This is a genomic window from Klebsiella aerogenes (genome assembly GCA_029027985.1).
Classification (GTDB): domain Bacteria; phylum Pseudomonadota; class Gammaproteobacteria; order Enterobacterales; family Enterobacteriaceae; genus Klebsiella; species Klebsiella aerogenes_A.
The window spans coordinates 1,879,224-1,903,347 of record CP119076.1; the positions used below are offsets into that span (position 1 = coordinate 1,879,224).

Here is a 24,124-nt window from a genome sequence, read left to right on the forward strand (position 1 = left end):
TTGCACTAGCGATTGAATGTTATAATATCACATCACTTTCGCTCATTACGATGATTAGTCGCATTATGTTACATAAAAATACGCTTCTTTGCGCTGGACTTAGCGCCGCTTTTTTGTTCGCTCATGCCCCGTTGGCTAACGCCGCTGTTGTCGCCTCGATGAAACCCCTTGGCTTTATCGCTTCCGCTATCGCTGATGGTGTGACGGATACTCAGGTTTTGCTGCCGGACGGCGCTTCCGAACATGATTATTCACTCCGCCCATCGGATGTAAAACGCTTACAGAACGCAGACTTAGTTGTCTGGATTGGTCCAGAAATGGAAGCTTTTATGGACAAGTCAACGCAAAGCATTGCGGAGCAGAAAAAGGTCACTATTGCCCAGTTGGATGGGGTGAAACCGTTGCTCATGAAAGGGGCCGATGATGATGATGACGAACACGGTCACGAACATGCTAATGGTGAAAAAAGTGACGGCGATCACCATCACGGCATTTACAATATGCATCTGTGGCTCTCCCCAGAGATAGCGCGGCTCTCAGCGGTTGCAATCCACGATAAATTATTGGAACTTATGCCGCAGAGTCGAGCCAAACTTGACGCCAACCTGAAGGATTTTGAGGCAAAATTAGCCGCAACCGACAAACAGGTGGGTAACGAGCTGGCGCCGCTGAAAGGGAAGGGTTATTTCGTTTTTCATGATGCTTATGGCTACTACGAAAAACATTACGGTTTGACCTCGTTGGGTCACTTCACCGTCAACCCTGAAATCCAGCCTGGTGCGCAGCGTTTACACGAAATAAGAACACAGTTGGTTGAGCAAAAAGCGACCTGCGTTTTTGCTGAGCCACAATTCAGGCCAGCGGTCATCGAAGCTGTTGCCAGGGGAACTTCCGTGCGCATGGGAACCCTGGATCCACTTGGAATCGGAATTAAGCTGGGTAAAGACAGTTACCCGCAGTTCCTGAGCCAGTTGGGACATCAGTATTCAAGCTGCCTGAAAGGAGATTAACGAGGAAGTGAATACGTGCAACAGATAGCCCGCGCTGTCACTCAGGCATTTAACAATCTGCCACGGCCTCATCGCGTTATGCTGGGGTCGCTGAGCGTTCTAACTTTAGCGGTCGCCGTCTGGCGACCCTACATCTACCACCCGGAATCCGCCCCCATCGTCAGAACGATCGAGCTGGAAAAAAGCGAGATCCGCTCCCTGCTGCCAGAGGCCTCTGAACCGATCGATCAGGCGCCGCAGGAAGAAGAAGCAATTCCGCAGGATGAGCTCGATGATAAATCCGATGGTGACTCCGGCGGCCATGAATATGTGGTGTCCACCGGTGATACGCTGAGCAGTATTCTCAATCAGTACGGTATTGATATGGGCGATATCGCCCAACTCTCATCTGCTGATAAAGAACTGCGGAACCTGAAGATTGGCCAACAACTTTCCTGGACCCTGACGGCAGATGGCGATCTGCAAAGCCTGACATGGGAGATGTCGCGTCGTGAGACGCGTACCTATGACCGTGTTGCTAACGGCTTCAAGATGAGCAGCGAACTGCAGAAAGGGGATTGGGTTAACAACGTACTGAAGGGGACTGTTGGCGCCAGCTTTGTATCCAGCGCGCGCGATGCCGGTCTCACCAGCACGGAAATCAGTGCGGTCATCAAAGCGATGCAGTGGCAGATGGACTTCCGCAAGCTGAAAAAAGGCGATGAATTCTCGGTACTGATGTCGCGTGAGATGCTTGATGGCAGACGCGAGCAGAGCCAGCTCTTAGGCGTGCGCTTACGTTCCGATGGCAAAGATTATTATGCGATTCGCGCCGAAGACGGCAAATTTTACGACCGCAACGGCACCGGGTTGGCGAAGGGCTTCCTGCGCTTCCCGACTTCGCGTCAGTTCCGCGTGTCGTCGAACTTCAACCCGCGTCGTCTGAATCCGGTAACCGGTCGCGTCGCGCCGCACCGCGGCGTTGACTTCGCGATGCCGCAAGGCACGCCGGTACTCTCCGTCGGCGACGGCGAAGTGGTGGTGGCAAAACGCAGCGGCGCGGCAGGTTATTACGTTGCCGTGCGCCATGGACGTACCTATACCACCCGCTATATGCACCTGCGTAAACTGTTGGTGAAACCAGGGCAGAAAGTGAAACGCGGCGATCGTATCGCGCTGTCGGGCAATACCGGGCGTTCTACTGGCCCGCACCTGCACTATGAAGTATGGATTAACCAGCAGGCAGTAAACCCGCTGACGGCGAAACTGCCGCGCACTGAAGGGCTGTCCGGTTCCGATCGTACCGATTATCTGGCGCAGGCTAAAGAGGTTATCCCGCAGTTGCGTTTTGATTAGTCGCGAATCACCTTCACGAAAAGCCGGCGTCAGTTATGCGCCGGCTTTTTCTTTTGTGCGATGACTGACGTGTCGCTACACTAAGCCATTATCTTTATTGAGCAGAGCTTTTGCGGACCGGGCATGGAAACGAAAAAAAATAATATTGAGTTTATCCCCAAATTTGAGAAATCTTTTTTACTGCCGCGCTACTGGGGCGCATGGCTGGGTGTTTTCGCCTTCGCCGGTATTGCACTGACGCCACCGTCTTTCCGTGACCCAATTCTGGGAAAACTGGGACGTTTTGTTGGCCGCCTGGCGAAAAGCTCGCGTCGCCGCGCGCAGATTAACCTGCTGTACTGTTTCCCGGAAAAAAGCGAGCAGGAGCGTGAAGCCATTATTGATGCCATGTACGCATCGGCGCCGCAGGCAATGGTGATGATGGCTGAACTCGGGATGCGCGATCCTGCGCGTATTTTGTCCCGTGTCGACTGGCAAGGGAAAGAGATCATCGAAGAGATGCAGCGCAACAATGAAAAGGTCATCTTCCTGGTGCCGCACGCCTGGGGCGTGGATATCCCGGCGATGTTAATGGCCTCGGGCGGGCAAAAAATGGCGGCGATGTTCCATAACCAGGGCAACCCGGTGTTTGATTACGTCTGGAACACCGTGCGTCGTCGTTTTGGCGGTCGGATGCACGCGCGTAACGACGGCATTAAACCCTTTATTCAATCGGTGCGTCAGGGCTACTGGGGCTACTATCTTCCCGATCAGGATCATGGCGCTGAGCACAGCGAATTTGTCGATTTCTTTGCCACTTACAAAGCGACGTTACCGGCGATCGGCCGTCTGATGAAAGTCTGTCGCGCTCGCGTGGTGCCGCTGTTTCCAGTGTATGATGGCAAGACTCATCGCCTGACGGTGCTGGTGCGCCCGCCGATGGACGATCTGCTGGACGCTGACGATACGACGATTGCGCGACGCATGAACGAAGAGGTTGAGATTTTCGTCAAACCGCATACCGAGCAGTACACCTGGATCCTGAAATTACTGAAGACGCGCAAACCGGGTGAGACCGAGCCGTACAAACGCAAGGAATTATTTCCGAAGAAGTAAGCTGTACCTGAAGCATTGCCCGGCGGCGCTGCGCTTGCGCGGGCCTACGGGGCGCAGGTCGAACGGTAGGCTGGGATTTTCCCTGCTTGCGCTGCGCTTAGCAGGGCTACGATTCCGGCGCTTACGCGGGACTACGGGGTGCAGGTCGAGCGTTAGGTCGGATAAGTGGTTGTAGCCCGGGCGAGGCGTAAGCCGTAACCCGTAACCCGGGATTTTCCCTGCTTGCGCTGCGCTTAGCAGGGCTACGATTCCGGCGCTTACGCGGGCCTACGGGGTGCAGGTCGAACGTTAGGTCGGATAAGTGGTTGTAGCCCGGGCGAGGCGTGAGCCGTAACCCGGGATTTTCCCGGTTTGCGCTGCGCTTAGCAGGGCTACGATTCCGGCGCTTACGCGGGACTACGGGGTGCAGGTCGAACGTTAGGTCGGATAAGTGGTTGTAGCCCGGGCGAGGCGTAAGCCGTAACCCGGGATTTTCCCGGTTTGCCCAGAGCTACAGTTCCTGCGCTGTCGAACGGTATAAAAAAGCCTCCGCAAGGAGGCTTTTTTATTACGGACGGCGATTACTCGACGGTCAGGATACGGGTGGTGTTAGTGCTGCCAATGGTACTCATCACGTCGCCCTGGGTCACCACCACCAGGTCGCCGGAAACCAGGTAGCCTTTATCACGCAGCAGGTTAACCGCATCATGCGCGGCGGCAACGCCGTCGTTGTGGCTGTCGAAATGCACCGGCGTCACGCCGCGGTAGAGAGCCGTCAGGTTCAGCGTACGCTCATGGCGGGAGAGGGCGAAAATGGGCAGACCGGAGCTAATACGTGAGGTCATCAGCGCGGTGCGGCCGGACTCGGTCATGGTGATGATGGCGGTAATACCTTTCAGGTGGTTTGCCGCATACATCGCCGACATGGCGATGGCCTCTTCAACGTTGTCGAACTGCACGTCCAGGCGGTGTTTAGACACATTGAGGGTTGGGATCTTCTCTGCACCCAGGCACACGCGGGCCATCGCGGCGACGGTTTCTGACGGGTACTGACCGGCAGCGGTTTCCGCAGACAGCATCACCGCATCGGTACCGTCCAGCACGGCGTTCGCCACGTCCATCACTTCAGCGCGGGTCGGCATTGGGTTGGTGATCATCGATTCCATCATCTGGGTCGCGGTAATGACCGAGCGATTCAGCTGACGAGCGCGGCGGATTAGCGCTTTCTGAATACCGACCAGCTCCGGATCGCCAATTTCTACGCCGAGGTCGCCGCGGGCAACCATCACCACGTCGGAGGCGAGGATCACATCATCCATCGCATCCTGATCGCATACGGCTTCCGCACGTTCAACTTTAGCGACGATTTTCGCATCACAGCCAGCGTCGCGGGCCAGACGGCGGGCGTAGTTCAGGTCTTCGCCGCAACGCGGGAAGGAAACCGCCAGGTAATCAACGCCGATTTTTGCCGCGGTAATGATGTCGGCTTTGTCTTTATCGGTCAGGGCTTCTGCAGACAGACCGCCGCCCAGTTTGTTGATGCCTTTATTGTTAGACAGCGGGCCGCCGACGGTCACCTCAGTGAAGACTTTCATGCCCTGCACTTCGAGGACTTTCAACTGCACGCGACCATCATCAAGCAACAGGATGTCGCCTGGTACGACGTCTGCCGGCAGGCCTTTGTAGTCGATACCGACTCTTTCTTTATCGCCTTCACCTTTACCCAGGTTGGCATCGAGCAGGAATTTGTCGCCAATATTGAGGAAAATTTTCCCTTCTTTGAAGGTCGATACGCGGATTTTCGGACCCTGCAGGTCGCCGAGAATCGCGACGTGACGTCCCAGTTTTGCCGCAATCTCACGGACTTTATCCGCACGAATCTGGTGATCTTCCGGGGTACCGTGAGAGAAGTTCATACGCACGACGTTGGCGCCTGCGGCGATAACCTTTTCAAGGTTGTTATCGCGGTCAGTTGCTGGGCCTAAGGTCGTTACGATTTTGGTTCTGCGAAGCCTTCTGGACATGTAATACTCCGTTGACTGAAACAACTTTGGTGTTGCGTGAACATGGATTCGGTAGCGCCAAACCCGCTAATGGGCGGTGCCGTTACGCTGCCGAGGCATAATGCGTTACTGACTTATAATTACTGTTATTGTTTATCGCTACTAATGAGCAGTTCTTTATCAAAGCGCGATTCCTTGAGCGCTTCTTTGACCCTCTTCAAGTTATCTCTGAATTTTGTTCCCCGCCGGAGAGTAAAACCGGTGGCCAGCACATCAAGGACCGTGAGTTGAGCCAGGCGAGACACCATCGGCATATAAATATCGGTGTCTTCCGGGACATCAAGCGTAATCGCCAGCGTCGCCTCGCGCGCCAGCGGCGTGCCGGCAGAAGTGATGGCAATCACCATGGCATCGTTTTCACGCGCCAGTTGCGCCAGTTCGACGAGGCTCTTCGTGCGCCCGGTATGCGAGATGATGACCACCACGTCATCATCGTTACAGTTCATACAGCTCATACGCTGTAGGACAATATCGTCGGAGTAGATGACCGGGACGTTAAACCGGAAAAATTTGTTCATGGCGTCGTGGGCGACCGCAGCCGAGGAACCCAGGCCGAAAAAGGAGATTTTCTTCGCCTGAGTGAGCAGATCAACCGCCCGGTTGATCGCCGACATGTCCAGCGCGTGATGTACCTGGTCGAGGCTGGCCATCGCCGATTCGAAAATTTTCGCCGTATAGGATTCGACGCTGTCGTCTTCGTCAACATTACGGTTAACATACAGCGTACCGTGTGCCAGACTTTGTGCTAAATGCAGTTTAAAATCAGGGAAGCCCCGGGTTTCCAGACTGCGGCAGAATCGGTTAACGGTCGGCTCGCTGACGCAGGCTTCCAGCGCCAGTGCCGCAATGCTTGAGTGAATGGCCTGCGCGGGGGCGGCAAGAATGACTTCCGCCACTTTGCGTTCAGATTTGCTAAGGTTTTCCAGTCGGGACTGGATTTTTTCCAGCATGTTCATTGTTAACAGGCGCTCATCAATGGAAACGATTTCATTAATGGGTGAAATCATTGGGCGTTTTAGCAAGAATATACCCCTCCGCCATCAGAAGCGGTGAGGAATGACGAGAAAAAATGTCGTTTTTTTTCATTACATGATCAGAGTCGTATTTTACTAACTGAAAACCAGTCGAAACAACGAACATTATCAGCCTGATGCCCAAATTGTCGGCACACGCTTTTCCTCTATGTGCGGTAACCTCGGGAAAGCACCGCCAAGGGTTTCAGGAAATTCGTAAACACAGTACAGTGCAACGTAAGAAAATTACAAATTTAGCCTGGCATAAGCACCAGACTATCAACTGAGGAGAATGACATGGCGGTAACGCAAACGGCCCAGGCATGCGATCTGGTCATTTTCGGCGCGAAGGGTGACCTCGCGCGCCGTAAACTGTTGCCTTCCCTGTATCAGCTTGAAAAAGCTGGCCAGATTAGCTCTGATACCCGAATCATCGGCGTAGGTCGTGCTGACTGGGATAAAGACGCTTATACCAAAGTGGTGCGTGAAGCGTTAGAAACCTTCATGAAAGAGAAAATCGACGAAGGTTTGTGGGATACCCTGAGTGGTCGTCTGGATTTCTGTAATCTTGATGTTAACGATACCAGCGGCTTCGCCCGGCTGGGTGAAATGCTAGACCAGGAAAACCGCGTCACCATCAACTACTTCGCAATGCCGCCAAGCACCTTCGGCGCTATCTGCAAGGGGTTGGGCGAAGCGAAACTGAACGCTAAGCCAGCGCGGGTAGTGATGGAAAAACCGCTGGGAACTTCGCTGGAAACCTCCCGTGAGATCAACGACCAGGTTGGCGAATACTTCGAAGAGTGCCAGGTTTACCGCATCGACCACTATCTGGGCAAAGAAACGGTACTGAACCTGCTGGCGTTGCGCTTTGCTAACTCCCTGTTCGTTAATAACTGGGATTGCCGCACCATCGACCACGTTGAAATCACTGTGGCGGAAGAAGTGGGTATCGAGGGCCGCTGGGGCTACTTCGATCAGGCCGGGCAGATGCGCGACATGATCCAAAACCACCTGCTGCAGATCCTGTGCATGATCGCGATGTCGCCGCCGTCTGATCTCAGTGCCGACAGCATCCGTGATGAAAAAGTCAAAGTGCTGAAATCATTGCGCCGCATCGATCGCTCGAACGTGCGTGAAAAAACCGTCCGTGGTCAGTACACCGCCGGATTTGCGCAAGGTAAAAAAGTGCCGGGCTATCTGGAAGAAGAGGGCGCCAACAAATCCAGCAATACCGAGACCTTCGTGGCCATCCGCGTGGATATCGATAACTGGCGCTGGGCTGGCGTACCGTTTTACCTGCGTACCGGTAAACGTTTACCGACCAAATGTTCCGAAGTGGTGGTTTACTTCAAAACGCCGGAACTGAACCTGTTTAAAGAGACCTGGCAGGAACTGCCGCAGAACAAGTTAACCATTCGTCTGCAGCCGGATGAGGGCGTGGATATTCAGGTGCTGAACAAAGTACCAGGCCTCGACCATAAACATAACCTGCAGATCACTAAGCTGGATCTGAGCTACTCCGAGACCTTCAATCAGACTCACCTGGCGGATGCCTATGAACGCCTGCTGCTGGAAACCATGCGTGGTATCCAGGCGCTGTTCGTGCGTCGTGATGAAGTTGAAGAAGCCTGGAAATGGGTTGACTCCATTACCGGCGCGTGGGCGGCAGACGGCGATGCGCCGAAACCTTACCAGGCGGGTACCTGGGGGCCGGTGGCATCGGTTGCGATGATCACTCGCGATGGGCGTTCCTGGAACGAATTCGAGTAAGCGCAGCTCTAATCCGGGAGAGTTATTTTACCGGTAACATGATCTGGCGCAGTCAGGCGCATAATTTTTAATCTTTTAAGCCCCGGGAGGATTCACCCCCGGGGCTTTTTTTATTACACTGCCTTCAGACATTTTGCCCCTGAGCCCCAGCAGTGGTGCCATTTACACCATTGAACGTCGTCATCGTGCTGTGGGCGGACAGATAAATTTTGAGGAGCCTTTATGAACTCGACAATGTTACGGGTAACAAATCGCATTATCGAACGGTCACGCGAAACCCGCTCTGCCTACCTCGCCCGGATTAATCAAGCCAAAAGCGATACGGTTCATCGCTCGCAGTTGGCCTGCGGTAATCTGGCACACGGTTTTGCCGCCTGTCAGTCCGATGATAAAGCGTCGCTGAAAAGCATGTTGCGCAATAATATCGCCATTATCACCTCCTACAACGATATGTTGTCCGCTCACCAGCCGTATGAACACTACCCGGAGATCATCCGCAAAGCGCTGCACTCTGCCAACGCCGTAGGGCAGGTCGCGGGCGGTGTACCGGCGATGTGTGACGGCGTTACCCAGGGCCAGGACGGTATGGAACTGTCGTTGCTGAGTCGTGAAGTGATCGCGATGTCCGCCGCTATTGGCCTGTCGCACAACATGTTCGATGGTGCGCTGTATCTTGGCGTGTGCGATAAAATTGTCCCCGGTCTGACCATGGCGGCGCTGTCGTTCGGCCATTTGCCGTCGGTGTTCATCCCCTCCGGCCCGATGGCCAGCGGCCTGCCGAATAAAGAAAAAGTGCGTATTCGCCAGCTGTATGCTGAAGGTAAAGTCGATCGCATGGCGCTGCTCGAATCCGAAGCCGCTTCTTACCATGCGCCGGGCACCTGTACGTTCTACGGAACTGCCAACACCAACCAGATGGTGGTTGAATTTATGGGCATGCAGCTACCGGGCTCCTCGTTTGTTCACCCGGACGCACCGCTGCGTGAAGCGCTGACCTGCGCCGCTGCCCGCCAGGTGACGCGGATGACCGGCAATGGCAACGAATGGATGCCGCTTGGTAAAATGATTGACGAAAAAGTGGTGGTCAACGGCATCGTCGCGCTGCTGGCGACCGGCGGCTCCACTAACCACACCATGCACCTGGTGGCGATGGCGCGCGCGGCGGGCATTATCATCAACTGGGATGACTTCTCCGACCTTTCCGACGTCGTGCCGCTGCTGGCGCGCCTCTACCCGAACGGCCCGGCGGATATCAACCACTTCCAGGCGGCGGGCGGCGTACCGGTGCTGGTGCGCGAACTACTGAAAGGCGGACTGCTGCATGAAGACGTTAACACCGTCGCTGGCTTCGGCCTGTCGCGCTACACCATGGAGCCATGGCTGAACAACGGCGAGCTGGACTGGCGTGAAGGGGCGAGCGCGCCGCTTGACGATCAGGTCATCGCAACCTTCGACAAACCGTTCTCCCGCCACGGCGGTACCAAAGTGCTGAGTGGCAACCTGGGGCGCGCGGTGATGAAGACGTCCGCCGTGCCGGTAGAAAACCAGATTATTGAAGCGCCTGCGATTGTTTTTGAAAGCCAGCATGATGTTCTGCCGGCGTTTGAAGCGGGGCTGCTCGACAAAGATTGCGTTGTGGTCGTGCGCCATCAGGGGCCAAAAGCGAACGGCATGCCAGAATTACATAAACTTATGCCGCCACTTGGTGTATTATTGGACCGCCGTTTCAAAATTGCGCTGGTGACCGATGGTCGACTCTCCGGCGCATCCGGCAAGGTACCGTCAGCCATCCATGTAACGCCTGAAGCGTATGATGGCGGACTGCTGGCGAAAGTGCGCGATGGCGACATGATTCGCGTTAACGGGCAGACCGGCGAACTCACCCTGCTGGTGGATGACGCCGAGCTGGCCGCGCGTCAGCCGCATATTCCTGACCTGAGCGGTTCCCGGGTCGGTACCGGCCGCGAGATGTTCGGCGCGCTGCGCGAGAAGCTCTCCGGAGCCGAGCAGGGCGCAACCTGCATCACTTTTTAAGACGATTCGATTTGTAGATCTGGCGAGAGAAAAACTCTGATGAAAAACTGGAAAACAACTGCAGAAGCAATCCTCACTAACGGCCCGGTAGTCCCGGTCATCGTGGTGAAAAAGCTGGAACACGCTGTGCCGATGGCAAAAGCGCTGGTAGCAGGCGGCGTACGCGTTCTGGAAGTGACTCTGCGCACCGAGTGCGCGCTGGACGCTATTCGCGCCATCGCGAAAGAAGTGCCGGACGCCATCGTCGGCGCCGGTACCGTGACTAACGTTGAGCAACTGAAAGCCGTTACTGATGCAGGAGCGCAGTTTGCTATCAGCCCGGGCCTGACCGAGTCCCTGCTGCAGGCGGCGACTGAAGAAGGCACCATCCCGCTGATCCCTGGTATCAGCACGGTATCCGAGCTGATGCTGGGTATGCAGTATGGTCTGAAAGAGTTCAAGTTCTTCCCGGCGGAAGCTAACGGTGGCGTGAAGGCGCTGCAGGCGATTGCTGGCCCGTTCGGCCATATCCGTTTTTGCCCGACTGGCGGCATCTCTCCGGCGAACTATCGCGATTACCTGGCGCTGAACAGCGTACTGTGCATCGGGGGTTCCTGGTTGGTTCCGGCCGACGCGCTGGAAGCGGGTGACTATGACCGTATCACTAAGCTTGCTCGCGAAGCGGTAGAAGGCGCGAAATAATTTACGCACCTTAAAGAACAGAAGCCCGGTACGCGCAAGCGACCGGGCTTTTTTTATCCCTGAATGACGACCGCGGCGGCGGCGGTTTTGGCGCGGGTGATGGCGTCATCGACGTTGTCGGCGACGGCCAGGGTGACGCCAAGACGACGCGCGCCGGCGATTTCCGGCTTGCCGAACAGACGTAGCTGCAGCCCTGAGCCGACGGCAGCCTGCAGGTTGCCGAAGGTGACGTTCTCGCTGGTGAGCTGCGGTAAAATCACCGCCGATGCCGCCGGACCATACTGGCGGATCGCGCCGATCGGCAGGCCGAGGAAGGCGCGAACGTGCAAAGCGAATTCCGACAGATCCTGCGAGATCAGGGTAACCATGCCGGTATCGTGCGGGCGAGGGGAGACCTCGCTGAAGATAACCTCATCGCCGCAAACGAACAGTTCAACGCCGAACAAACCGTAGCCGCCCAGCGCCAGCACGACCTTGCGGGCGATCTCCTGTGCGCGCTCCAGGGCGAGCTCACTCATGTGCTGCGGTTGCCAGGATTCGCGGTAGTCGCCATCTTCCTGACGATGGCCAACCGGCGCGCAGAAATGTACGCCGTCGACGGCGCTGACGGTCAGTAGGGTGATTTCAAAATCAAAGTTAACCACGCCTTCGACGATGACGCGTCCGGCGCCTGCGCGCCCGCCTTGCTGGGCGTATTGCCAGGCAACGTTAAGCTGGTCGGCTGAGCGGATAAAGCTCTGGCCTTTGCCGGAGGAGCTCATGACCGGCTTGACGATGCAGGGCAGACCGATTTCCGCGACGGCGGAGCGAAATCCCTCTTCGCTATCGGCAAAGCGATAGGCAGAGGTTGGGAGCTGCAGATCTTCGGCCGCCAGGCGGCGAATGCCTTCCCGGTTCATGGTCAGCTTCGCGGCTCGCGCGGTCGGCACCACTTTCTGCCCGGCATGTTCCAGTTCGACCAGGGTGTCGGTAGCAATCGCTTCGATCTCCGGCACAATATAATCAGGTTGTTCCTTAGCGATCAGTTCACGTAACGCTTCGCCGTGCAGCATGTTAATGACGTGTGAACGGTGGGCGACCTGCATTGCCGGCGCATCGGGATAACGGTCGACGGCGATCGTTTCAATGCCCAGCCGCTGGCACTCAATGGCGACTTCTTTGCCGAGCTCGCCGGAACCTAACAACATTACCTTTGTGGCCGCAGGGCGCAGCGCAGTGCCTAATAAAGTCATAACCTACTCTCAGCGTAAAAAAGATGCCGCGCATTATAAACGAAAACGTTTGCGTCTGTCTTTATGCGTGTAAGTTGAGAATAACAGCGAAATTTGATATACTGTATATAAATACAGTATAAAGGGGCTGCACAATGGCGGTTGAAATTAAATACGTCGTGATCCGTGAGGGTGAGGAAAAAATGTCTTTTGCCAGCAAGAAAGAGGCCGATGCTTACGACAAAATGCTCGATCTGGCTGAGGTGCTCAATGACTGGCTGGTAGGGTGCCCGCTGGAACTGGATGAAGCCCAGCGCGACAACATGTCGATGTGGTTGGCTGAGCGCAAAGATGCCTTACATCATATTCTGAAGTCAGGGAAACTGCCGGAAGCGGAAGATCAGGCCGATTCGGCGGCGCAGATACCAGAGCCAGAGCAGGTAGCCGATGAGCCTTCTGCCATTGAGGAAGGCGCCGTGAAGAAACCGCGCAAAGCAAAAGCCGCCTGATAAACGGGCGAAACGGAAATTTTCGCATCTTTAGCCATCCATAACATTTCCTGACGTCTCGTCGTTTAGGCTGATGATGTCGCCTATCACGCTATGAGGAATGTTATGGCTAACTGGCTTAATCAGCTTCAGACCCTGCTGGGTCAGCAGGGTAGTTCCGCTTCGTCTGAAAAATCATCATCCGGTAAAAATCTGCTGCTTCCGGGGGCGCTGGGCGGGCTTGCCGGGTTATTAGTCGCCAGTAAGTCATCGCGAAAACTGTTGGCGAAATACGGCGCCGGTGCGTTACTGGTCGGCGGCGGCGCAGTAGCGGGCAGCGTGCTGTGGAATAAGTACCAGCAAAAAATGCGTGGTCAGCAGACCGGTGCCTCGCCGGAGGGGGAGAGGGTTCCAGAGCCGGTCGCGCTCGATGCGCGCAGCGAGCGACTTATTACTGCGCTGGTCTTTGCCGCCAAAAGCGACGGCCATATTGATGAGCGCGAACGCCAGCATATTGAAGAACAATTGCGGGCGGCGGACATCGACGTACAGGGCAGGGTATTGATCGACCGGGTATTAACCCAGCCTCTTGATCCGCAGCGTCTGGCGCAGAGCGTGCGCGATGGACAAGAAGCGCTGGAGATTTATTATCTTAGCTGCGCGGTGATTGATATCGACCACTTTATGGAGCGCAGTTACCTGGATGCGCTGGGTGAAGCGCTCAAACTGCCGCAGGATGTCCGCGAAGAGATGGAACGCGATATTCAGGCACAAAAGCAGGCGCTAACCGCGTAAATCACCACGTTTCGCTTGCATCGCTGGTGACTTTTGCCAACCTTATAGACACGACATCGTTCTCGCGCGTGATGGCCGAACGATGTCGTGCTTCCATAATAAGACGCAGAAGAATAACGCATGCTACCAAAAGCCAAACGGATCCCCCACACCATGACGCTTCATGGCGATACTCGCATCGATAATTACTACTGGTTGCGCGACGACGATCGCGCGCGGCCGGAAGTACTGGATTATCTCCATCAGGAAAATGATTACGGCAAAAAGGTGATGGCCTCGCAAAGTCATCTGCAGGAGCGGGTACTGAAGGAGATAATCGACCGCATCCCGCCGCGTGAAGTGTCCGCCCCTTACAGCAAGAATGGTTACCGTTATCGCCAGGTCTATGAACCGGGCTGTGAATACGCCATTTACCAACGCCAGTCGGTGCTCAAAGAGGAGTGGGATGCCTGGGAGGTCTTGCTTGACGCTAACCAGCGGGCGGCGAAGAGCGAGTTCTATACCCTGGGCGGCTTAGGCGTTGCGCCGAATAACCGGCTGATGGCGGTTGCGGAAGACTACCTCTCCCGGCGCCAGTACAGCCTGCGTTTCCATGATCTGAACAGCGGCGAATGGTCCACGGAGGCGCTGGAAAACGTCACGCCGGAGTTTGCCTGGAGCAACGACTCGCGCTTTCTGTGGTATGTGCGTAAGCACCCGACGACGCTGCTGCCGTATCAGGTCTGGCGGCATGCGATCGGTACGCCCGCCGCCAGCGATGTTCTGGTGTACGAAGAAAAAGACGACACTTTCTACGTCAGCGTGCATAAAACTACCTCGCAACAGTTTGTGGTTATCTCTCTTTCCAGCGCGACGACCAGTGAAGTTCTGCTACTCAATCCCGAACTGCCGGATGCCGCACCGGTGTGCTTCCTGCCGCGGCGCAAGGATCATGAGTACAGTCTCGATCACTACCAACATGCGTTTTATCTTCGCTCGAACCGCGAAGGCAAAAACTTCGGCCTCTATCGTACCGTGCTGCGTGATGAGCTGCAGTGGCAAACGCTGATCCCCGCACGTCCCGACGTGATGCTCGAAGGCTTTACCCTGTTTACTGATTGGCTGGTGGTTGAAGAACGCCAGCGAGGTTTGACTAGCCTGCGGCAAATCAACCGCAAAACGCGGGAAGTGGTTGGCATCGCCTTTGACGATCCAGCCTACGTTACCTGGCTTGCCTATAATCCGGAGCCGGAAACCTCGCGCCTGCGCTATGGCTATTCGTCGATGACCACGCCGGATACGCTCTTTGAACTGGATATGGATACCGGCGAGCGGAGGGTTATCAAACAGCAGGAGGTGAAAGGTTTTGATGCCGCTCGTTATCGCAGCGAGCACCTGTGGGTGAAAGCGAGAGACGGCGTTGAGGTGCCGGTATCGCTGGTTTACCACCGCGAGCATTTTCGCAAAGGGAGTAACCCGCTACTGGTCTACGGCTATGGCTCTTACGGCGCCAGCATGGATGCGGATTTTAGCGCCAGCCGCCTCAGCCTGCTTGACCGTGGTTTTGTCTTTGCTATCGCCCATATTCGCGGCGGCGGCGAGCTTGGTCAACAGTGGTATGAAGACGGTAAGTTTCTCTGTAAAAAGAACACCTTTAACGACTATCTCGACGTGTGCGATGCGCTGCTGGCGCAGCAATACGGCAATCCGCGACTGTGTTACGGCATGGGGGGCAGCGCAGGCGGCATGCTGATGGGGGTGGCGATAAACCAACGTCCTGAACGGTTCCACGGCGTGGTGGCGCAAGTGCCGTTCGTTGACGTGTTGACCACCATGCTGGATGAATCTATTCCGCTGACCACGGGTGAGTTTGAAGAGTGGGGAAATCCGCAGGATGAAACCTACTATCGCTATATGAAAAGCTATAGTCCCTACGACGGCGTCACCGCCCAGGCTTACCCGCACATGCTGGTGACCACCGGACTGCATGATTCGCAAGTACAATACTGGGAACCGGCGAAGTGGGTGGCGAAGCTGCGTGAACTGAAAACCGACGATAACCTGCTGCTGCTGTGTACCGATATGGATTCCGGACACGGCGGCAAGTCAGGGCGTTTTAAAAGCTACGAGGGCGTGGCGCTGGAATACGCCTTCTTGATCGCCCTCGCGCAGGGAACCTTGCCTGGTAAAGCAGAGGTGTAGGTTTACTCGCCGAGATAGTGCTTCAGGGTTAAGCGCAGCTCGGGGCTCATTCGGTCCAGGTTATTGAACAACCAACGCAGATAGCCTGGATCGTTTTCCGCCACTTCCGACACTGCCTTACCGCGGTATTTGCCGAAGGTAAATGTGGTTAACAGCGCCGGGCGGCCGGTGATGTTTGCCATGTCATCCGGCGACCATCCTGACACTTGCATAATATCCAGCAGCAGCGCCGCGGTGATATAGCAGTCGTATAAGGCCCGGTGCTGATGCAAACCCGGCGGCGTGGCGACGCTCAGCTTGCGCGATTTATACAATCCCATATTGCTGTACTTAATGCCGGGCCACAGGCGGCGCGCCAGTTTCATGGTACAGATCCATTCGCCGTTCATTTCCGGCAGCACCCGGCGGTCAAAACTGGCATTGTGCGCGACGTACCACGGGCTGCCCTGGTATTGCGGCACAATCTCTTCGATCCACGGTTTATCGGCCACCATCTCTTCGGTGATGCGGTGGATAGCCATTGCCTGCGGGCTGATAGGGCGGTCAGGGCGCACCAGATGGCTCATGGGATTGGTGATATGACCGTCGACGATATCGACGGAGGCAATTTCTACGATGCCGCCCTGCAATCCGCAGGTTTCTGTATCGATTACGCGCAGCATGGCTTACTCCTCGCCAAAGAAACCAGCGTAATAGAATGCGCGGCTCTTGCCAATGGGGGGAACCTTAAGGAACGGGCGATCATTTCTGTTTTGGTTCATAAGGCAGGCGAGAGAGTGAAACCGACGCCAGACGGTGTGCGATCAATCGTTCACGGAACCAGTCGCGTAAATGCGCTGGCTGTTCTCTTTCGACCAGATCCGCGACGACGGGCATATTGTAGCGTTCCTTAAAGGCGACGCCAGCAGCTGCCAGGTCAACGTTGATCTTGTCCATTTCATCTTGTGAAATTTTTGCCAGATTTTTTTCCATCGCTTCCTCCTTCATCACGGCGCAAAAGTTACTAAGCGTGACGCTGAAAGGCAAGTCCCGGATGCTTAGCTCGACTCTGCCATTATACAGGGTTATTCTCTGTGCTACATACATAACAAAAAGGAATGACGATTATGCGAACCATCGCCGGACGTGCGCTGTACGCCGCTGTGTTTCTTAGCGCCGCGCTTACCACTACCAGCGCCTTTGCCCACGCACACTTGCAACAGCAAACGCCTGCCGCCGATTCGACGGTATCCGCGTCACCGCAGGCATTGACCTTAACCTTTAGCGAAGGGGTCGAAACCGCCTTTAGCGGCGTGACCCTCAGCGGCGCGCAGCAAAACACCATCGCCACAGGCAAACTGGTGCGCAGCGACAGCAATAAGGCGCAGTTGACGTTGCCATTGACGCAACCGCTGGCTGCTGGCGACTACACCGTCGACTGGCATGTGGTCTCCGTTGACGGCCACAAAACCAAAGGGCAATACCATTTCAGCGTGAAGTAAACCATGCTGACGGCACTGTATATTGGCCTGCGGTTTGTCCATTTCATCTCATTGATGGCGGCCTTCGGTTGTGCGCTGTACGGTGCATGGTGGGCGCCAGACACGCTACGACGCCTGCTGATGCAGCGGTTTTACCCGCTGATGCGCCATCTGCTCCTGATAAGCGCTCTCTCAGCCACTCTGATGCTGATGGCGCAGGGCGGGCTGATGGGCGATGGCTGGAATGATGTCTGGCGGCCTGCAACCTGGCAGGCCGTCGGCGGGACGCAGTTCGGCGGCGTCTGGTTATGGCAGATCGTACTGGCGTGGATTGCGCTGGCGACGGTATGGATCAAACCGCGTCGTCCGGCGCGATTGTTATTACTGCTTTTCTGCGCGCAACTGCTGTTATTGGCTGGCGTCGGGCATGCGGCGATGAACGAGGGGTGGCGCGGCGCGCTGCAGCGGACTAATCACGCGGTGCATCTATTCTGCGTTGCGGCCTGGGTCGGCGGGCTGCTGCCGTTTATCTACTGCCTGCGGCTGGCCTACGGGCGCTGGCGGCAGCCGGCGATAACGACCATGATGCGTTTTTCCCGTTATGGTCATCTGGCGGTGGCGGGCGCTATTGCCAGCGGTATCGGTAATACGCTGTTGATACAGGGTCAGTTGATTAGCGACTCTCCGTGGGGAGAGATGTTGTTGTTCAAATGTGCGCTGGTCGCTGGGATGGTAGCAATTGCTCTGGTGAACAGGTATGTTCTGGTACCGCGAATGACGGGCGAGGGCGCGTGGGCTGAACGGACTATTTTGCGTACGACGCAGCTGGAAATGGCGCTCGCGGCGCTGGCGATCTTCGCCGTCAGCCTGTTTGCGACCTGGCAACCTAATTGAATTAACTGGCTAAATGATGAAAAAAATCGTTCTGACAATGTTGTTACTGGCAAGCTCAAGCGCTGCACTGGCGGCGCAGATCATTACCGTGAGCCGCTTTGAGGTAGGTAAGGACAACTGGGCGTTTACCCGGGAAGAAGTGATGTTAACCTGCCGCCCGGGTAATGCGCTGTATGCGATTAACCCGAGCACACTGGTGCAGTATCCGCTAAATGATGTTGCCGAGCAGGAAGTGAAGGCCGGGAAGACCGCCGCTCAACCGATATCTCTCATTCAGGCTGACGATCCGCAGCATCCGGGACAAAAAATGAGTCTTGCGCCGTTTATCGAGCGTGCGCAAAAATTGTGCTAACAACCATGTGTATCTTATTGTTTTAAAAATAAAAAACCGCCAGCGTTTGCTTAAGAAGCGCGGCGGTTTTTTGTTGGCGCGTGCGATTTAGCCAGCAATTTTTCAACCACTTTTGTCGCGGACTGGAAAACCTGTCACGGTCAACTATTCTTATAAGGCAAGGCGACTTAGCCTGCATTAATGCCAACTTTTAGCGCACGGCTCTCTCCCAAGAGCCATTTCCCTGGACCGAATACAGGAATCGTGTTCGGTCTCTTTTTATCTATTATTCAGCACGTCACAAAGTCCATTTCATCATACCCGGTCTGCTGAATCCCGAGCTTTTTTCCTTATATCACAACAAAATTATCCTTAACATTCCTTTTACAAAAAAACGGGCAATAATGCTCAATAAGTCACGGTCACCAGCACGGTATCGCTATAGACCCCAGCCGGTTGGTTGCTTTGCGACGTATTCACGCGGGCCGTAAAGTTAGTTTGTTGCGCGCTGCCATTGCCGATCTGGCTGATGTTGATTGTCGGCGTCCAGGCGCTGCCGTCAGTCTGGTAGATCTGGTATTGCAGATAATAGGTGGTTGAATTGAGGATTTGACTCATTTGCCGCCAACTGCCGTTCAGCGCATTGGTACTGGCGAGATTGATGGTGTAAGCCGCATTTTGGGTGCAGCGGATGGCCAGTTGACCGCTGACCTCACTGAAACTGGCGACCAGCGCGGCAGGGGAAAAGGCAACGTCTGGCGCGTTATCGATGTAGCAATAATTGGTCACCGTCATGGTCAGATTAACCTGTGTGGTCAACGTACCATCATCTGCAACACATATGCCCAGTACGCCTACCAGACAGAAATGGTATTTCCATTCTACGGTCAGGGTATCGGTGTAGGTGCCCGCGGGGATGTTGCTACCGGTTATTGTCTGGAAATAGAGTGGAATAGTCCCATCGCTTGTATTAAATAAACCTAATAGGTCAAGTAGGGCATTGATAGTCCAGGTCATGGCGCCATCAACCTGATAGGCCGGAGAGCAGGTAGAGTCTTTACACACTTGGTAGGGGATCCAGGCATTGTTGGCGCTACTGTACAACCTCGGCGTGCTGCCGTTTTTATTTGCCGAGTTTTTAATGGTCGCTGTGACGGTGCTGGTAGAGAAAAGCGATAGTAGGTTGGTACAACTGAAGCCCGCGCCAGCGATAATGCCTTGTGGAGTAGAGGCGACATCAAAAGACTTCACTGAGCCAAAGTTAGGTGAACTTGCTTTTATTTGGCAGCTCGCCATGGCGGGCTCGATCTGGAAAAGAGAAAACAGCAATGAACATAACAAGATAATCGATTTCAACGTTGTCTCCGTAATTCTCAATGGCAGCTAATCGGACCAATGCGCTGTGGTACCGGCGTCGATTCAGGGAGATCGAATTGCGCAGTACACTCGCCGTCCGCGGCATGAATAACTAGCCTGTTATGTCTACCCAGATGACTGAACCATACTAGCCCGTCATAGCCCACGAGACCTGCCTGCTGGCTGCTGGTCTCCTCAACTGGCGTGCCCAGCGGCAGGGGCTGGCCCGTTTTATCGACCAGAGTAATAGAGGCTGAACGGACGCGGGTTACCGGGAAATCAACTAACGCGCCGCTGGCTTCCCGCACCGCAATGTGCTTTTCCACTACCTGTGCCTCAACGTCTGTTGGCAGCGGTAGGGTGTCGAGAGTCACTTTTCCCGGATACCAGGCCGTTGCCCACGGGATCAGCAGGTGGCCACTATTGTCAGTCGTGCCGACTTTACGATTTTCGTAATTGACCGCAACATCCGGGTAGCCTGCTGTCGAGACAACGATAAAGGCATCGCTAATTCGGCGAGCAGCGAATAAGCTGTTGTCCATCAGCACCACTGATCCTGCCGCTTCGAACCAACTCTGATGACTATGCTGTGAACCGTAATAGCCGCCGCTTAAGGTGGAAACATCGTTCACCCAGGTCATATCAGCTTGGCTGTAGCGATCTCCGCTGATGGAGTGAGCCAGATTCCAGCCGAATCCGCCTTCCGCGGGCGCGGAACGATTGTACGAGACGTTTTGCCCCCATTGGCCGGAACTGGCGCGTTGGCCGCTTAACTGCAGCGAACCGAAACTATCGAAGGGAATCGTTATCTGCATCATGCTGGAGTAGGTGTTTGCCTGCAGGTCCCGGTTAATGCTGACGTTGAAGCTGCTGTTACGCCACAGGCTGCGACTCCACGAAAAGTTCATCAGCCGGGTGCGGCTGCTGTCGTGAGCCTGAATATCGAAATAACCAAGGCTAAATGAGCCAAGTACTCTTCCCCACGGGTTGAGACTTAACGTCGCCTGGTCTGACTGGCGGCTGAGCGTTGCCGTCGAACGGTAACTGCTGAGATTGGCGAAATTCTCGCTGCGCTGAATATGCTGGTAGTTGATCCCCCAGATATTGCCGTAATACGAATAACCTGCGGAATACTGGCGGCCTTGTTCATCACCCTGGCTGGCGCTGGTGGACAGACTCAGTGTGCCCAGCGTGCCAATACCGATATCGCTACCGACGCCGGCATTGGTTAATCCTTGCCGATCTTCAGTATGCGTCGATACGGTCAGCCAGTTGGTCAATCCGTAGCGATAGATAGCGCTGACGGCGCCTGCGCCATAATCGGCGTTTTTAATGCCATAATTATTCCGCAACGCGCCGAGCGTGAAATCGAAATCGCTCAGTCCCTGACGCAGAAGGATGTTGGAGACGTAGAAGGGCACACTGGTGGAGACCTGGCGACCTAGCGCATCGGTCGTGACAATGGTGGCTTCGCCGGCTCCGCTGATATAGGGCACGTTAGTCAGGGTGTACGGGCCGCCGTTGATTTGCGTTGAACTGGCTTTGTAGCCGTTGATAAAGAGATCGACGCTGGAGGGGACCGCCGCGCTACCGGAAAGATTCAGTAACGGGTAGGTGATCAGGTCCGGGCGTACCGAGAAGTTGCGGCTAAGACGAATGCCGCCAACACGTACGGAACTGCTCCAGGTTAAGGCATTGCTGACCACGTCGCCAGCCTGATAACTGAGCATGCTTTCCGGGTCGCTATACTTCCATAGCGAATCGTAGCGGATATAGCCCTGCTGGCTATCATCGTGATGGGAGGACCAGTTCTGCCTGACAACGGCATTATTAGAAAAGACGCCCGCCGGGCCGAAGAAGCGGAATTCCGCGGATGTGCTGGTGGTCCGATCGCCGGTAGAGGCCGCCAGACTATAGGAATCGTAGTTAAACAGCAGTCCCGGAGTGCTGATGGCCTGCAAATAGTCTCGCTCGCTGCTAGTGCCGATACGCTGTTCCGGCAGCCAGCTATCCGGGACGGTCAATTTCAACAGCTGGTTGGGCCGATCGTAGTTCACTTTGACATCAGCGATTTGGCTGACGTCAACCAGGGTTTCGCGGCTGGTTAGCGGGATCCTGAGCTGTTTCAGTACGGCGGCAGAAACCCAGTAGTGCTCACCTACCACTTTAACCGGCACCGTTCCCTCCGGGGCATTACCATTGACGGAAATCCCCAAATACAGCACATATTCCTGCTGCTGGCTGAGTACAGTCGCAGGTGCGGGTAATGAATCATAGGTAGCCGACCAGACCGTTGCCGAAGCCATCGCCAGCAGACCACTGGTTCCAGTGAGAAGCCTCATGGTTAACGTGCAGCCGGAATTTCCACCGCCTGGCTATTGTCGGTCAATTTCGCAAACAGGCGCATGCCGGACGCGTTCCCCGAGCGGCTTGACGTCGGGAAACAGACACGACGTTTTGCCAGGACATAGCCTAATAGCCCCTGAGTTTGTTCGAGCTGCGGTTTCCCTGCTGACACTGCCCAGTAGACATGACTCAGTCTGGCATGTTGATTCCCGGCATTGTTAATGCACAGATTCTGACCAGCAAGAGACCAGCTTAGCGCGGTTCTGATCGGCTCGGCGCTGCTTTCCATCTTCAGCGGCTCGGAACCCTGTCCGTAGGTAAACAGAGGTAACACATAGCGCATGCGCATATTGAGCCCAGCGGAGCTTTTGCCGGTCTGTTTTGTCGATTGAGCCGAAGGGATTTCATCAATAACAATCCGGTAGGATTTTTCCATGCCGCTGGCGACGGGCGATACGCGCATCAGCCTGATCAGTTGGCGTTGCCCAGGTTGCACACTGGCAAAAGGCGGGCTGGAGACCACATCGCTTTGGTCAGCGTAAACATCTTTGGATTCTTTTTGGTCCCAGCCGAATATACGTAGCTGTAAATTTACCGTGGTGGTGCCGCGGTTTTCAAGCCACAGCTCAGAGCCTTTTTCGCTGGCGCTGATAGTTTGAAAAATGGGCCAGACCAGCACGGAGCTGGCGGACCAGGCGGTAGAGCAGATCGATGAGCTAAGTAAAATGAGTACAATGCTACGACGAATCATATTCATCCTGTCTTATTTTAATAGGTCAGCGTGACCGTAACAGTGTCGGTATATGAACCCTGCGCCGGGAAGCCATTCGTGGCAAAAAGGCGGCCATAAACCGTATAAGTTTGTGTTGTGCCGGGGAATGAGGCGATGCTGTAAGCCTGAGCGCCAGTTCCCCAAACGGTCGAGCGGTTAGAATCCTGAAAAAGTTGGTAAGCCAGCGTATTACCGCTGCCGTTGGACATATAGCGCTGGGAGACTGAGCCGCCGTTGACGCCATAGTCGAGGGCCACGGTGACCGCCATACCCGGTGTACAGGCCACCACGATAGAGCCAGCTCCGGCGGAGCTGGCGACATCAACGTTGCTGTAGAGCGACGACATGGAGCCAAAGTCTAAGGTGCCAAAATCGGCGCTCGGCGTACCTGTCCCGCTACCAAGCAGGCAACCGGTGGTGATCTGTGCTGTGACTTTAAAGCTTTTCTGTACGGTGTCGGCCCAACTGCCTGCGGTTGAGAAAAGTAAACATAACAGCCAAATTGCGCGCAACATGACCTCCGTTTCTCCAGACTGTTACCAGGTTAATGTCGCGGTCACCATGTCCTGGTAAAAACCGGCGGTTGGGGCGACGACGTTGCTCTGATCGGCCGGTAATACGCGTGCATAAATCGGAATGTCCTGGGCGAGGCCAGTACCCGTAATGCCAATTCCGGCGCTGGTAAATTCTGCCTGGCGAGTACTATTTGAATAGAGGCGATACACAATCCGATCGCCATCGGCGGTTTCCATTTGGCGAAGTCCGCTTGACCCCACATGTTCGCCGTCATTCAGCGTCAGCGTAGCAGGAAGATTATTGCTACAGATGATTGAAACGGCGCTGGCGCCGCCGCTGCCAATCAGATTGCTATCGATGGCGTTAGCCAGATCGCTATAGGTTCCGAAATCAATGGTGCCCCAGCTGTTAACGCCGTTTGCGCTTGCGCCATTGGTGACGGTACAGCCGGAGCCAATCGTAAGCTGTACGCCGATCTGCCCCGTTAATGTACCGGTGGTTAACCCAGCCGCATTGACCGATGATGCCTGAATGAGAAGTGTCGATGTGATAAGACCGCCAAGCAGACTACGCGAAATGGTTTTGACGTTCATGATGAACCTCTGGATTGAAAGTCGCTGTGTAAGATTCTGTTCTTTTGACTATGAGATTAGTCTCATTAATCAATATATAATCGCTACAAAGAAAAAATGCTTATTTTTTATATTGGTCTTTTCTTTGTTGCTTTTATGGTTTTTTATTTTGCAATTTGTTTTATTTTTGGATTTTATTTTGATTTTTTCGTTTTTTTG

The 24,124-nt window shown here is 55.0% G+C and carries 21 protein-coding genes and 1 pseudogene; 12 read left to right on the forward strand and 10 right to left on the reverse strand.

Annotation, left to right across the window (positions count from 1 at the left end; genetic code table 11):
- Nucleotides 1-65: 65 nt before the first annotated feature.
- The 3 genes from znuA (at nucleotide 66) to lpxM (ending at nucleotide 3,440) form a co-directional block, all read left to right on the forward strand.
- Complete coding sequence (znuA, locus tag PYR66_08920; protein WEF29806.1) at nucleotides 66-1,010, forward strand: zinc ABC transporter substrate-binding protein ZnuA; 945 nt, start codon at nucleotides 66-68, stop codon at nucleotides 1,008-1,010.
- A 15-nt stretch (nucleotides 1,011-1,025) separates the two neighbouring features.
- A complete protein-coding gene (gene mepM, locus PYR66_08925; GenBank protein ID WEF29807.1) occupies nucleotides 1,026-2,345 on the forward strand; it encodes a murein DD-endopeptidase MepM in 1,320 nt (439 codons plus the stop codon).
- A gap of 123 nt (nucleotides 2,346-2,468) precedes the next feature.
- Entirely contained in the window at nucleotides 2,469-3,440 is a 972-nt protein-coding gene (gene lpxM, locus PYR66_08930) for a lauroyl-Kdo(2)-lipid IV(A) myristoyltransferase (GenBank protein WEF29808.1), read from the forward strand.
- Between the two features lie 560 nt (nucleotides 3,441-4,000).
- Here lpxM and pyk read toward each other — a convergent pair.
- Together pyk and PYR66_08940 are read right to left on the reverse strand one after the other, a co-directional pair.
- Complete coding sequence (gene pyk, locus PYR66_08935; GenBank protein ID WEF29809.1) at nucleotides 4,001-5,443, reverse strand: pyruvate kinase; 1,443 nt, start codon at nucleotides 5,441-5,443, stop codon at nucleotides 4,001-4,003.
- A gap of 125 nt (nucleotides 5,444-5,568) precedes the next feature.
- Nucleotides 5,569-6,473 (reverse strand): annotated as a pseudogene (locus PYR66_08940) (MurR/RpiR family transcriptional regulator).
- 319 nt (nucleotides 6,474-6,792) lie between these two features.
- On the opposite strand from PYR66_08940, the gene zwf reads away from it, so the two are divergent.
- From zwf to PYR66_08955, 3 genes are all read left to right on the forward strand, one after another.
- Nucleotides 6,793-8,268 (forward strand): glucose-6-phosphate dehydrogenase, encoded by a 1,476-nt coding sequence (gene zwf / locus PYR66_08945; GenBank protein WEF29810.1) that lies wholly within the window; start codon nucleotides 6,793-6,795, stop codon nucleotides 8,266-8,268.
- Between the two features lie 222 nt (nucleotides 8,269-8,490).
- Entirely contained in the window at nucleotides 8,491-10,302 is a 1,812-nt protein-coding gene (edd, locus tag PYR66_08950; GenBank protein ID WEF29811.1) for a phosphogluconate dehydratase, read from the forward strand.
- Nucleotides 10,303-10,341: 39 nt separating this feature from the next.
- Nucleotides 10,342-10,983, forward strand: coding sequence for a bifunctional 4-hydroxy-2-oxoglutarate aldolase/2-dehydro-3-deoxy-phosphogluconate aldolase (locus PYR66_08955; GenBank protein ID WEF29812.1), 642 nt, complete (start codon nucleotides 10,342-10,344; stop codon nucleotides 10,981-10,983).
- 53 nt (nucleotides 10,984-11,036) lie between these two features.
- On the opposite strand, the gene purT is transcribed toward PYR66_08955, so the two are convergent.
- A complete protein-coding gene (gene purT / locus PYR66_08960) occupies nucleotides 11,037-12,215 on the reverse strand; it encodes a formate-dependent phosphoribosylglycinamide formyltransferase (GenBank protein ID WEF29813.1) in 1,179 nt (392 codons plus the stop codon).
- A gap of 134 nt (nucleotides 12,216-12,349) precedes the next feature.
- Here purT and PYR66_08965 point away from each other — a divergent pair, with 134 nt between their 5' ends.
- The 3 genes from PYR66_08965 to ptrB all read left to right on the forward strand — a co-directional run bounded on the left by PYR66_08965 (nucleotide 12,350) and on the right by ptrB (nucleotide 15,658).
- The gene (locus PYR66_08965) at nucleotides 12,350-12,703 is read left to right on the forward strand and encodes a YebG family protein (GenBank protein ID WEF29814.1); all 354 of its coding nucleotides are present in this window, start codon (nucleotides 12,350-12,352) and stop codon (nucleotides 12,701-12,703) included.
- A gap of 105 nt (nucleotides 12,704-12,808) precedes the next feature.
- Complete coding sequence (locus PYR66_08970) at nucleotides 12,809-13,477, forward strand: DUF533 domain-containing protein (GenBank protein ID WEF29815.1); 669 nt, start codon at nucleotides 12,809-12,811, stop codon at nucleotides 13,475-13,477.
- Between the two features lie 120 nt (nucleotides 13,478-13,597).
- Entirely contained in the window at nucleotides 13,598-15,658 is a 2,061-nt protein-coding gene (gene ptrB, locus PYR66_08975; GenBank protein ID WEF29816.1) for an oligopeptidase B, read from the forward strand.
- Nucleotides 15,659-15,660: 2 nt separating this feature from the next.
- On the opposite strand, the gene exoX is transcribed toward ptrB, so the two are convergent.
- Nucleotides 15,661-16,320, reverse strand: a complete 660-nt coding sequence (exoX, locus tag PYR66_08980) for an exodeoxyribonuclease X (GenBank protein WEF29817.1) — start codon at nucleotides 16,318-16,320, stop codon at nucleotides 15,661-15,663.
- A gap of 79 nt (nucleotides 16,321-16,399) precedes the next feature.
- Nucleotides 16,400-16,630, reverse strand: coding sequence for a DNA polymerase III subunit theta (locus PYR66_08985; protein WEF29818.1), 231 nt, complete (start codon nucleotides 16,628-16,630; stop codon nucleotides 16,400-16,402).
- A 134-nt stretch (nucleotides 16,631-16,764) separates the two neighbouring features.
- Between PYR66_08985 and yobA the strand changes: the two genes are divergently transcribed.
- The 3 genes from yobA to PYR66_09000 are packed head-to-tail and all read left to right on the forward strand — an operon-like array spanning nucleotide 16,765 to nucleotide 18,364.
- Nucleotides 16,765-17,139: a CopC domain-containing protein YobA gene (yobA, locus tag PYR66_08990; protein ID WEF29819.1), complete on the forward strand. Its 375-nt coding sequence runs from the start codon at nucleotides 16,765-16,767 to the stop codon at nucleotides 17,137-17,139.
- A gap of 3 nt (nucleotides 17,140-17,142) precedes the next feature.
- Entirely contained in the window at nucleotides 17,143-18,012 is an 870-nt protein-coding gene (gene copD / locus PYR66_08995; protein WEF29820.1) for a copper homeostasis membrane protein CopD, read from the forward strand.
- Nucleotides 18,013-18,025: 13 nt separating this feature from the next.
- A complete protein-coding gene (locus tag PYR66_09000) occupies nucleotides 18,026-18,364 on the forward strand; it encodes a YebY family protein (protein ID WEF29821.1) in 339 nt (112 codons plus the stop codon).
- Nucleotides 18,365-18,751: 387 nt separating this feature from the next.
- Here PYR66_09000 and PYR66_09005 read toward each other — a convergent pair whose 3' ends face one another.
- The 5 genes from PYR66_09005 to PYR66_09025 all read right to left on the reverse strand — a co-directional run bounded on the left by PYR66_09005 (nucleotide 18,752) and on the right by PYR66_09025 (nucleotide 23,926).
- On the reverse strand, nucleotides 18,752-19,639 hold the full coding sequence (locus PYR66_09005; protein WEF29822.1) for a spore coat protein U domain-containing protein: 888 nt from the start codon (nucleotides 19,637-19,639) through the stop codon (nucleotides 18,752-18,754).
- Nucleotides 19,640-19,716: 77 nt separating this feature from the next.
- A complete protein-coding gene (locus tag PYR66_09010) occupies nucleotides 19,717-22,041 on the reverse strand; it encodes a fimbria/pilus outer membrane usher protein (GenBank protein WEF29823.1) in 2,325 nt (774 codons plus the stop codon).
- Between the two features lie 2 nt (nucleotides 22,042-22,043).
- Nucleotides 22,044-22,796: a molecular chaperone gene (locus tag PYR66_09015; GenBank protein ID WEF29824.1), complete on the reverse strand. Its 753-nt coding sequence runs from the start codon at nucleotides 22,794-22,796 to the stop codon at nucleotides 22,044-22,046.
- Nucleotides 22,797-22,813: 17 nt separating this feature from the next.
- Entirely contained in the window at nucleotides 22,814-23,332 is a 519-nt protein-coding gene (locus PYR66_09020; protein ID WEF29825.1) for a spore coat U domain-containing protein, read from the reverse strand.
- A gap of 21 nt (nucleotides 23,333-23,353) precedes the next feature.
- The gene (locus PYR66_09025) at nucleotides 23,354-23,926 is read right to left on the reverse strand and encodes a spore coat protein U domain-containing protein (GenBank protein WEF29826.1); all 573 of its coding nucleotides are present in this window, start codon (nucleotides 23,924-23,926) and stop codon (nucleotides 23,354-23,356) included.
- Nucleotides 23,927-24,124: the final 198 nt, after the last annotated feature.

What these genes read in the sequence shown, in the direction of transcription:
- znuA (WEF29806.1), top strand. Translation starts at nt 66, where the DNA reads ATGTTACATAAAAATACGCTTCTTTGCGCTGGACTTAGCGCCGCTTTT.
- lpxM (WEF29808.1), top strand. Translation starts at nt 2,469, where the DNA reads ATGGAAACGAAAAAAAATAATATTGAGTTTATCCCCAAATTTGAGAAA.
- pyk (WEF29809.1), bottom strand. Translation starts at nt 5,443, where the DNA reads ATGTCCAGAAGGCTTCGCAGAACCAAAATCGTAACGACCTTAGGCCCA.
- zwf (WEF29810.1), top strand. Translation starts at nt 6,793, where the DNA reads ATGGCGGTAACGCAAACGGCCCAGGCATGCGATCTGGTCATTTTCGGC.
- edd (WEF29811.1), top strand. Translation starts at nt 8,491, where the DNA reads ATGAACTCGACAATGTTACGGGTAACAAATCGCATTATCGAACGGTCA.
- PYR66_08955 (WEF29812.1), top strand. Translation starts at nt 10,342, where the DNA reads ATGAAAAACTGGAAAACAACTGCAGAAGCAATCCTCACTAACGGCCCG.
- purT (WEF29813.1), bottom strand. Translation starts at nt 12,215, where the DNA reads ATGACTTTATTAGGCACTGCGCTGCGCCCTGCGGCCACAAAGGTAATG.
- PYR66_08965 (WEF29814.1), top strand. Translation starts at nt 12,350, where the DNA reads ATGGCGGTTGAAATTAAATACGTCGTGATCCGTGAGGGTGAGGAAAAA.
- PYR66_08970 (WEF29815.1), top strand. Translation starts at nt 12,809, where the DNA reads ATGGCTAACTGGCTTAATCAGCTTCAGACCCTGCTGGGTCAGCAGGGT.
- ptrB (WEF29816.1), top strand. Translation starts at nt 13,598, where the DNA reads ATGCTACCAAAAGCCAAACGGATCCCCCACACCATGACGCTTCATGGC.
- exoX (WEF29817.1), bottom strand. Translation starts at nt 16,320, where the DNA reads ATGCTGCGCGTAATCGATACAGAAACCTGCGGATTGCAGGGCGGCATC.
- PYR66_08985 (WEF29818.1), bottom strand. Translation starts at nt 16,630, where the DNA reads ATGGAAAAAAATCTGGCAAAAATTTCACAAGATGAAATGGACAAGATC.
- yobA (WEF29819.1), top strand. Translation starts at nt 16,765, where the DNA reads ATGCGAACCATCGCCGGACGTGCGCTGTACGCCGCTGTGTTTCTTAGC.
- copD (WEF29820.1), top strand. Translation starts at nt 17,143, where the DNA reads ATGCTGACGGCACTGTATATTGGCCTGCGGTTTGTCCATTTCATCTCA.
- PYR66_09000 (WEF29821.1), top strand. Translation starts at nt 18,026, where the DNA reads ATGATGAAAAAAATCGTTCTGACAATGTTGTTACTGGCAAGCTCAAGC.
- PYR66_09005 (WEF29822.1), bottom strand. Translation starts at nt 19,639, where the DNA reads ATGGCGAGCTGCCAAATAAAAGCAAGTTCACCTAACTTTGGCTCAGTG.
- PYR66_09010 (WEF29823.1), bottom strand. Translation starts at nt 22,041, where the DNA reads ATGAGGCTTCTCACTGGAACCAGTGGTCTGCTGGCGATGGCTTCGGCA.
- PYR66_09015 (WEF29824.1), bottom strand. Translation starts at nt 22,796, where the DNA reads ATGATTCGTCGTAGCATTGTACTCATTTTACTTAGCTCATCGATCTGC.
- PYR66_09020 (WEF29825.1), bottom strand. Translation starts at nt 23,332, where the DNA reads ATGTTGCGCGCAATTTGGCTGTTATGTTTACTTTTCTCAACCGCAGGC.
- PYR66_09025 (WEF29826.1), bottom strand. Translation starts at nt 23,926, where the DNA reads ATGAACGTCAAAACCATTTCGCGTAGTCTGCTTGGCGGTCTTATCACA.